Origin of the sequence: Streptomyces blattellae (genome assembly GCF_009709555.1) — a bacterium.
Taxonomy (GTDB): Bacteria; Actinomycetota; Actinomycetes; order Streptomycetales; family Streptomycetaceae; genus Streptomyces; species Streptomyces blattellae.
In genome coordinates, this window is the sequence record NZ_WJBG01000202.1 from 1 (window position 1) to 7,430 (window position 7,430).

The following is a 7,430-nucleotide window of genomic DNA, read 5'->3' on the forward strand; positions in this document are numbered from 1 at the left end:
GGCGGAGGCGGGACGTCGGCGGAGGCGGAGGCGAAGGCGGGACGTCGGCGGAGGCGGAGGCGGGGCGTCGGGGAGTCAGCGCTGGTTCGGGGGAGTCAGCGCTGGTTCGGGGGGCGTCAGTTCTGTGGAGTCAGAGGGCCGACAGATGGCACTGGACGTACGGCCGAGGTCGATGTGACGGCGCGAGGTCAGAAGGGGCAGTGGCAGTGACTGGCCAGTGCGGTCGAGCATTCCCATGGCCATCCCCCCACCCCCCACACGGATCCCTAGTTTTCCTACCTGATTGCTGGGGATTGTGGCAGAAGAGTGGCGGCCACCCCAAGGGGGAGTTCGCATCATGGACGTACCTGTCCCGCTTTTTGAGACATGTAGAGGGCCTGCATAGCGCTTTGGCTCAGCGTGTCAGGGGTTTACCAGGCGCCGGGGTATTGGCCAACGCGGAAACGCCGACGGGCAGTTCGGCCGATGCGACGTCGGCGAGCGACACGCCTTCGAGGATCTCGCGCACGTTGGACCGCGGTGCGATCCACAGGGGGAGCAGCGCGGGGCCGGACGGCGCGGCAACGCCCATGGCAGGATTGCTCAAGGTCGGCGGCAGGCTGCGGCGTCGGGGTTCTCCTGCTGCTCGGGCACGTACTTGTAGCCCACGCGTCGTACGGTGACGATCCGGTGCCGGTGGGCGCTGCCCAACTTGCGGCGCAGCCGTGCGATGTGGACATCAACGGTGCGGCCGTCACCGATGTGGTCGTAGCCCCAGATGTTGGCCACCAACTGCTCGCGCGAATGCACCTGTTGGGGGTGCAGAACGAGATGGGCCAGCAGCCCGAACTCCAGGTAGGTGAGGTCGAGTTCGCGTCCGTCCACCTCGGCGACATGGCGCGCGGGATCGATGCGGACGCCGCCGCCTCCCGTCTGCTGCGCGGAGGGTGAGTCCGTAGGGGCGACAGGCAGGACCTCCGGCCGTGTCACGTCCTTGGCGAAGAGCTGGGCGGGATCGGTGCCCTCGGGGACGAGTACGAGGTAGCCGACGAGGGGTGCGGAACCGGGTTCCCCGGCGCCGCTCCGCGCGGTGTCGCCCACGAGGCGGAGATGGCGTATGTCGGGGAGTGGTGAATCCGATGGGTCCAACGGAGTGGCCTGGGTCGGAAGTGCCGTGGTCATGGCGGTCGTCCTTCAGAAGTACGTAGTAGGGCCGTCAGGCGCAGAGGGATTGGGTGCGCCTGATCACCTGGGAAGAGGGAGAGAGAGCGGAGCGCACGCGCAATGTCGTGAGCCGCGTGCCTTACGCGCGACAGCAGGCGGCGCTGACGACGTGACCAAAGTCGACATGCCGACGACAAACGAGTCGTTGCTGCTTATGGGACATGTGCATCATCCTGCGCGCCCGCTGGGCGGCTCGTCAACGATTCCCTAGTAAATCAATAGGAAATGTGGGGGGCGGACCCGGCTGAGGTCGCCCAGCGGGCCGGCAACAGCGTCGAGGTCCTGCTGTCCCGGTACGCGAAGTGCCTGTATGACCGGCAGTCCATCAACAACCAGCGCATCGAGGGGCTCCTGAGTTCTTACGACCGGCCACCTGAGTCTGATGAGCAGTTCGAGGCGTAGTTCCCCGCGCCCGAGGCGAAGCTGGCCCGGGAGTGGCTAGGGCGGCGTTCAGCGGGGTCTGGCACAAGTTCCGTGAGCCGTCACGATGAGTTGCCGTTCCTCGGCATACTGCGGCTGATCACGAGGCGCTCTGGCAGCGAGGGTTAGGCTTTCCGGATGCCATCGGTGAGCATGCGTCATTCAGTTCGCGCGATCATCCTCGACGAAGACGACCGCATCCTCCTGTGCCGATTTGCGATCCCAGACCCGGCGGGGACAGTCGTGTGGGCGGCTCCCGGCGGAGGGATCGAACCAGGCGAGACGCCGCTTGGCGCATTGCGTCGCGAAGTGCGAGAGGAGGTAGGTCTCATGATCGAGGCAGACCCGCCGCATGTGGGCCCCTCCCCCTGAGTGGTGGACACGCTGATACTGGATCTGCTTGATCCGGAGGAAGCGAGAACACCGCCGATGGCGATGAAGGACTACTCGGACGAGTTCAAGGCCGATGCCGTGGCCTTGTACGAGTCCACGCCCGGGGCGACCTACAAGAGCATCGCCGCTGACCTGGGCATCAACAGGGCGACGCTGCGTGAGTGGGTGCTGCGGGACCGGGACCGTCGCGGCGTCGACCCCGCGACCGCTCGGGCAGGCAGGGCAGCGCCTGCCCGGGCAGGACAGCCGGCACCGTCCGCCGACCCGGACGAGCGGATCCGGCAGCTGGAGGCCCGGGTGGCCGAGCTTGAGGCGAGCGAGCGGAAGCTGGCCACCGAGCGGGACATCCTGCGCAAGGCAGCCAAGTATTTCGCCGGCGAGACGAACTGGTGAACCGCTTCCAGTTCGTCCACGACCACCGGGACGCCTGCGGCGTGAAGCGGTTGTGCCAGGTACTGGGCGTGAACCGCTCCAGCTACTACAAGTGGCGGGGCGGGGCCGACGCGCGGACCGCGCGGCAGGCCGCCGACCGTGCCCTGGCCGAGCAGATCCGTGCCGTCCATGCCGACTGCGACGGGGCTTACGGCTCCCCGCGGATCACCGCCGAGCTCCGAGCCGACGGCCGGAAGATCAACGAGAAACGGGTGGCTCGCGTGATGCGCAAGTTCTCCATCCAGGGCATACGCCTGCGCAGACGGGTCCGCACCACGGTCCCCGAGCCGTCGGCGACGCCGGTCCCGGACCTGTTCCAGCGGGACTTCACCGCGCCCGAGCCTGGCCTGAAGTACATGGGCGACATCACGTATCTCCCCGTAGGGGACGGCCAGTTCCTCTATCTGGCCACCGTCCTGGACTGCTTCAGCCGCCGGGTCGTGGGCTGGTCCATCGCCGCCCACATGCGCACCCAACTCGTCGCCGACGCCCTGCGGATGGCAGCCGCCACCCGCGGCGGACTGAGCGGCGCGGTCTTCCACTCCGATCACGGTGCCCAGTACACATCGCGTGAATTCGCGGATCTGTGCGGTGAGTTGGGCGTCACCCAGTCCATGGGCGCGGTCGGCACCTCCGCCGACAACGCCGCCTGCGAGAGCTTCCACGCCACCCTCAAGCGGGAGACCCTGCGCGGCGCCCACCACTACCCGGGCGCGGAACTATGCCGACGCACCGTCTTCCGCTGGCTCACCCGCTACAACACCCGCCGCAGGCACTCCGCCAACGGACACCTCAGCCCCGTCGACTACGAAACCAGCACCAACAGGAGTCCGATAAGCTCACGCTGGCCGCATAACCACCCGAACGCGTGTCTACCTTCGCGGGGGAAGGCCCGCCCGCACCGCCCCCGTACGCGTGGACATACACGACGGTCGAGCCGAGCAACTGCCCTTCCCCGACGCCTCCTTCGACGCGGCGGTCGTATGCCTGACTCTCTGCTCCGTGGCTGACCCGCAGGCGGCCATCGCCGAATTGCACCGGGTTCTGCGGCCGGGCGGCGAATTGCGGTTCTTCGAACATGTCCAGGCCGACTCGGCCGCGATGCGCCGAGTTCAGCGCGTGCTCGACGCCACGGTCTGGCCACGCCTGATGGGCGGCTGCCACACCGGCCGCGACACCCAGAAGGCCATCACCGCAGTCGGCTTCATCCTGACCGCCATCGACCGTTTCCCCTTCCCCGCCACCCGCGTCCCTTCACCGGCCGCGACCCACATCCTCGGCACCGCCGTATGCCCCGACCTGGGAGGCACCCGATGACCGCCCCGGACAACACCGAACAGCCCGTCCCACTGGCGGACATGACGGCAGCCCACGCCTCGGTCACCCTGCTGGAACGACTGGCCGACAAGCTCGGCGGCCGGGCCTCGGTGACCGCCGTCTACGGCGAGCCCGTGGTCAGCGAAGGCGTCACTGTCATCCCGGTAGCCGAGGTCGGCTTCGGATTCGGCGGCGGTGCGGGACGCGAGGTCGGCACGGCCAAGACCGGCGAGGGAGGGGGAGGCGGCGGTGGAGCGGGGGCCAGGCCCGTCGGTTTCATCGAAATCAAGGAGGGCACCGCGACGTTCAAGCCGCTCCGGGATCCCTGGGTGGACGTCGTCGTGCCGCTCGCCGCGCTCCTGGCAGGGGTAGCCGTTCCGCGGTTCGCTCGCCGCCTTGCCAAGCGCCGCGTTCGCTGAAGGACTGGCCTCCGCCGAAAAAGAGGCCCGCCCGCATGGTCAGCGGTCGGCTGAACGCTATGCCGGACCAGGGGCGGTTGGTTCGGGGATGCGGTGCCTGCGGGTCGAGGACGTCAGCCCGCGTGGTCGGACAGGCGATCCGGGGCGAGGACGGTGATGCGGCCCCGGGCGAGGCGGATGAGGTGCTGATCGGCGAAGTCGCGCAGCACCTTGGTGGTGGTTTCGCGGGAGGTGCCGGCCAGAGCGGCGATCTGCTGATGGGTGAGCGCGATCTGCGGGCTGCGGGCGCCGAGCACCCGGGGCCGGGTCTCGGCCGCGAGTGTGAGCAGGGTGGTGGCGATGCGCTGCGGTACGGACTTGAAGACGCTGTCGGACAGGCGCTGTTCGAGGTCGGTCAGGCGTCGGCCGAGGATCTCGGTGATGCGTGCGGAGATCCGGGCGTCGGACAGCAGGAAGCGGTGGACGTCGACGCGGCTCATGACGCAGACGGTGACGTCGTCGAGGGCTTCGGCGAAGTTGTCGTACATCCGCTGCCCGAGCAGGACCATCTCGCCGAAGATGGTGCCGGGGCTGATGATCGCGCAGGTCAGGGCGCGCCCGTCGGCGGAGACGCGGAAGATCCGCACCCGGCCCTTCTTGAGGATGAACAGCACCTCGGAGGGCTGGGAGGGCGAATAGAGCAGCTCGCCGGCGCTGTAGGTCTTCATTGGGGCCGCGGTGGCGATGGCGTCCATCTCCGCTGCGCTCAGGTCGCGGAAGATGTCGACCTCGGAGATGCACCAGGTCTTCTCGACGGCGTCACCGGTGTGGTTCATATGGTGTGGTTCCTCGCGTCGTCCCGGTGCCCACGGCGGGGGAGCGGCTCCCCACGCCGGGCTGGCCAGCGCGCCCGCGCTGCTGGCCAGACAGTAGTCGTCCGGGGCACCGAGGGGAGGTTCAGCGCCCCGGAGCGGTGAGCCGGGACCAGGTGTTGACGCTGGTGGTATCGGTGTCATGCCGCTGTCCGGTCGTGCCGCCTGGCTGCCAGTTGGGCGATGGAGGAGAAGGTGAGTCCGGCCAGGAGGCCGAAGACGAGGTGGCCGCCGAGACTGGAGGCGGTGACGTCGTTCCATTCGAAGACGGGCATGCCCAGGTTGGCCGGCATGATCCACAGGGCGCCGAGGAACCACCACACCGCGCCGTAGACCAGGCCGAGGACAACGGCGGGCGCGAGGCGCTGCGCGAGGTGGCCGAGCACAACGCCGAAGGTGGTGCCGGCGAACAGGGCGATCGCGAGGTGGACCAGCCAGCCGACGACGGCGTTGGTCGAGCCGAGCAGCCCCGCCACCATAGTGATCATCGCGGTGTCCATGACCGGCCGGGAGACCGACATCCAGATGCCGAAGCCGATGCCGCCGACCAGTCCGGCCGCGGCGCCCCAGACGGCGTGGACCGGGATCGCGGCGGTCTTGGGGGATACGTGTGCTGCGGTGACCATGGTGATCATCCCATCCCGTGGGTTTTCCTCTGTCGCTTTTGGTGCCGACGCTAGATCGCATGGCATGGGCAGGTATGTGACCACGCTTACCTACGCGTCGGTAGCCAGGGCGAGGCGTGAGCACGGTGGCAGGGAGCACCGGCGCTCTCTAGCGTGGATATGGAGGCACCTGTTCCGCTTGGTTGAGAGGAGCGGTCGCCATGGCGGGCCGTAGCCGAAGCGCCGTCGAGTCTGAGATCAAGGAGACCCTGGGGCGTGTCCATTCACGGGGTGGTCAGACACCCCATGTCGTTTGGTGTCAAGCGGTATGGGGTTGTGCGTGGTGCGACCAGGCGGTTGCTTCGTCGTAGAGGGTGCGGGTCTTGAGGCATCCGTGGAGGATGCCGACGAGCCTGTTGCCGACCTGGCGGAGGGCAGAGTTGTAGCCGGCCTCGCGGGCTCGCTGCTTGTCGTAGTACCGGCGGGCGCCGGGTGAGGCCCGCAGGGCGGAGAACGCCTGGCGCTGAAGCGCGTCGGCGAGCCGGTTGTTGCGCACGTAGCGGGCCTGGACGGTGTGGCTCTTGCCGGAGGCCCGGGTAACGGGGCTGGTTCCGGCGTAGTTCTTGCGGGCCTTGGCGGAGCTGTAACGGGTGGGATCGTCCCCGAACTCGGCGAGCACCCGGGCGCCGGTGATCTCTCCGATGCCGGGCATGGAGAGGTAGATCTCAGCGTCCGGGTGCGCGAGAAAATGCGCCTTCACCTGCTCTTCCATCGCGGCTATCTGTTCGTTGAGGGCGATCAGGAGACGAGCATGGGCGGTCGTGGTGGCCCCGTAGGCGGCGGCCACCGGCTCGGGCAGTTCCAGGTGCTTCTCGCGCAAGGCGGCCTGGATGGCCCCGGCCTTCTGGTCCCGGTTGTGGCGTCGGGCGCGGGCCAAGATGGCGGTGATCTGGATGCGGGTGAGCCTGGCCGCCGCCTGGGGGGTGGGCGCCTTGATGAGCAGTTCCAGCGCGTCGGTGCTGGTCAGCTCCAGGCTCGCGTAGGCGTTCAGGGCTGCGGGGAAGTACTCGCGCAGCGTGTTGCGCAGTCGTTGGAAGGTGCGGGTGCGTTCCCAGATCAGGGTCTGGTGGGCGCGGGCGACGACCTTGACGGCCTGGGCCTGGTCGCTGTCGCCGGCGATGGGCCGCAGCTGGTCGCGGTCGATGCGGACCATGTCGGCCAGCGCGTGGGCGTCGCCTCTGTCGCTCTTGGCGCCGGAGGTGCTGTACCGCTCCTTGAACCGGGCGACCTGCCGAGGGTTGATCGCGTAGACCCGGTAGCCGGCCGCAAGCAGGGCCTGCACCCAGGTGCCGCGGTCCGTCTCGATCCCGACGATCACGTCGCAGGGGACGAGGTCCTCACCCGCATGCTTCGCCACAAGCTCGTGGAGCTTGGTGATACCGTCCGCGCCCTCGGGCAACCTTGCGGTCGCGAGGCGGCGGCCGGTGGTGTCCTGGACTTCGACATCGTGGTGGTCCTCGGCCCAGTCGTCGCCGATCAGCAGCAACTCATCCTCCAGGTCAGGTACTTCCCGGTCATGCAGCCCGCGGAAGACACGGCACGCGGCCTAATGGATCCAGTGCTCACGCTCAGCTCGGCGGGCACGCCACCCCATCAGCGGTCATGGCCTTCCGGCCAACCAGCAGGGGCACGGTCTGACCACAGAACTCACAGTGGTTCCGGCGACATAAGTGCTCACCTGCTGGCGGCTACGGCACCGAGTCTCTCCGACCCGGCAGCTCCCATTAGGC

Annotated in this window: 9 protein-coding genes and 2 pseudogenes; 5 read left to right on the top strand and 6 right to left on the bottom strand. The window is 68.4% G+C overall.

Annotated features, from left to right (window positions below; translation table 11 throughout):
• Positions 1–75 precede the first annotated feature (75 nt).
• From GFH49_RS41620 to GFH49_RS27375, 3 genes are read right to left on the bottom strand one after another with little or no spacing between them, the layout of a single operon-like run.
• Positions 76–339: a putative leader peptide gene (locus GFH49_RS41620; RefSeq protein ID WP_408055959.1), complete on the bottom strand. Its 264-nt coding sequence runs from the start codon at positions 337–339 to the stop codon at positions 76–78.
• A gap of 55 nt (positions 340–394) precedes the next feature.
• Positions 395–586 carry a hypothetical protein gene (locus GFH49_RS27370; protein ID WP_155058733.1) on the bottom strand — a complete coding sequence of 64 codons (192 nt, stop codon included), beginning with the start codon at positions 584–586 and terminating at the stop codon, positions 395–397.
• Positions 583–1,161, bottom strand: coding sequence for a winged helix-turn-helix domain-containing protein (locus GFH49_RS27375; RefSeq protein ID WP_155058734.1), 579 nt, complete (start codon positions 1,159–1,161; stop codon positions 583–585). The genes GFH49_RS27370 and GFH49_RS27375 overlap by 4 nt, the downstream gene beginning before the upstream one ends.
• A 273-nt stretch (positions 1,162–1,434) precedes the next feature.
• Here GFH49_RS27375 and GFH49_RS27380 point away from each other — a divergent pair.
• The 5 genes and pseudogenes from GFH49_RS27380 to GFH49_RS27400 form a co-directional block, all read left to right on the top strand.
• Positions 1,435–1,605, top strand: a pseudogene (locus tag GFH49_RS27380) (tyrosine-type recombinase/integrase); the annotation flags it as partial.
• Between the two features lie 171 nt (positions 1,606–1,776).
• Positions 1,777–1,995, top strand: a complete 219-nt coding sequence (locus GFH49_RS27385; protein ID WP_230396523.1) for an NUDIX domain-containing protein — start codon at positions 1,777–1,779, stop codon at positions 1,993–1,995.
• A gap of 57 nt (positions 1,996–2,052) precedes the next feature.
• Positions 2,053–3,260, top strand: a pseudogene (locus GFH49_RS27390) (IS3 family transposase); the annotation flags it as partial.
• A 103-nt stretch (positions 3,261–3,363) separates the two neighbouring features.
• Positions 3,364–3,765 carry a class I SAM-dependent methyltransferase gene (locus tag GFH49_RS27395; RefSeq protein WP_328288294.1) on the top strand — a complete coding sequence of 134 codons (402 nt, stop codon included), beginning with the start codon at positions 3,364–3,366 and terminating at the stop codon, positions 3,763–3,765.
• Positions 3,762–4,184: a spore germination protein GerW family protein gene (locus GFH49_RS27400; protein ID WP_155058736.1), complete on the top strand. Its 423-nt coding sequence runs from the start codon at positions 3,762–3,764 to the stop codon at positions 4,182–4,184. The genes GFH49_RS27395 and GFH49_RS27400 overlap by 4 nt, the downstream gene beginning before the upstream one ends.
• 113 nt (positions 4,185–4,297) lie before the next feature.
• Here GFH49_RS27400 and GFH49_RS27405 read toward each other — a convergent pair whose 3' ends face one another.
• From GFH49_RS27405 to GFH49_RS27415, 3 genes are all read right to left on the bottom strand, one after another.
• Positions 4,298–4,999, bottom strand: coding sequence for a Crp/Fnr family transcriptional regulator (locus GFH49_RS27405; protein ID WP_230396522.1), 702 nt, complete (start codon positions 4,997–4,999; stop codon positions 4,298–4,300).
• Positions 5,000–5,175: 176 nt separating this feature from the next.
• Entirely contained in the window at positions 5,176–5,661 is a 486-nt protein-coding gene (locus tag GFH49_RS27410) for a hypothetical protein (protein WP_155058738.1), read from the bottom strand.
• Between the two features lie 298 nt (positions 5,662–5,959).
• Positions 5,960–7,186, bottom strand: a complete 1,227-nt coding sequence (locus GFH49_RS27415) for an IS110 family RNA-guided transposase (protein ID WP_155053965.1) — start codon at positions 7,184–7,186, stop codon at positions 5,960–5,962.
• Between the last annotated feature and the right edge of the window lie 244 nt (positions 7,187–7,430).

Excerpts from the sequence above, each read along its gene's own strand:
- GFH49_RS41620 (WP_408055959.1), bottom strand. The coding sequence starts at position 339 with ATGATGCGAACTCCCCCTTGGGGTGGCCGCCACTCTTCTGCCACAATC.
- GFH49_RS27375 (WP_155058734.1), bottom strand. The coding sequence starts at position 1,161 with ATGACCACGGCACTTCCGACCCAGGCCACTCCGTTGGACCCATCGGAT.
- GFH49_RS27385 (WP_230396523.1), top strand. The coding sequence starts at position 1,777 with ATGCGTCATTCAGTTCGCGCGATCATCCTCGACGAAGACGACCGCATC.
- GFH49_RS27400 (WP_155058736.1), top strand. The coding sequence starts at position 3,762 with ATGACCGCCCCGGACAACACCGAACAGCCCGTCCCACTGGCGGACATG.
- GFH49_RS27405 (WP_230396522.1), bottom strand. The coding sequence starts at position 4,999 with ATGAACCACACCGGTGACGCCGTCGAGAAGACCTGGTGCATCTCCGAG.
- GFH49_RS27410 (WP_155058738.1), bottom strand. The coding sequence starts at position 5,661 with ATGGTCACCGCAGCACACGTATCCCCCAAGACCGCCGCGATCCCGGTC.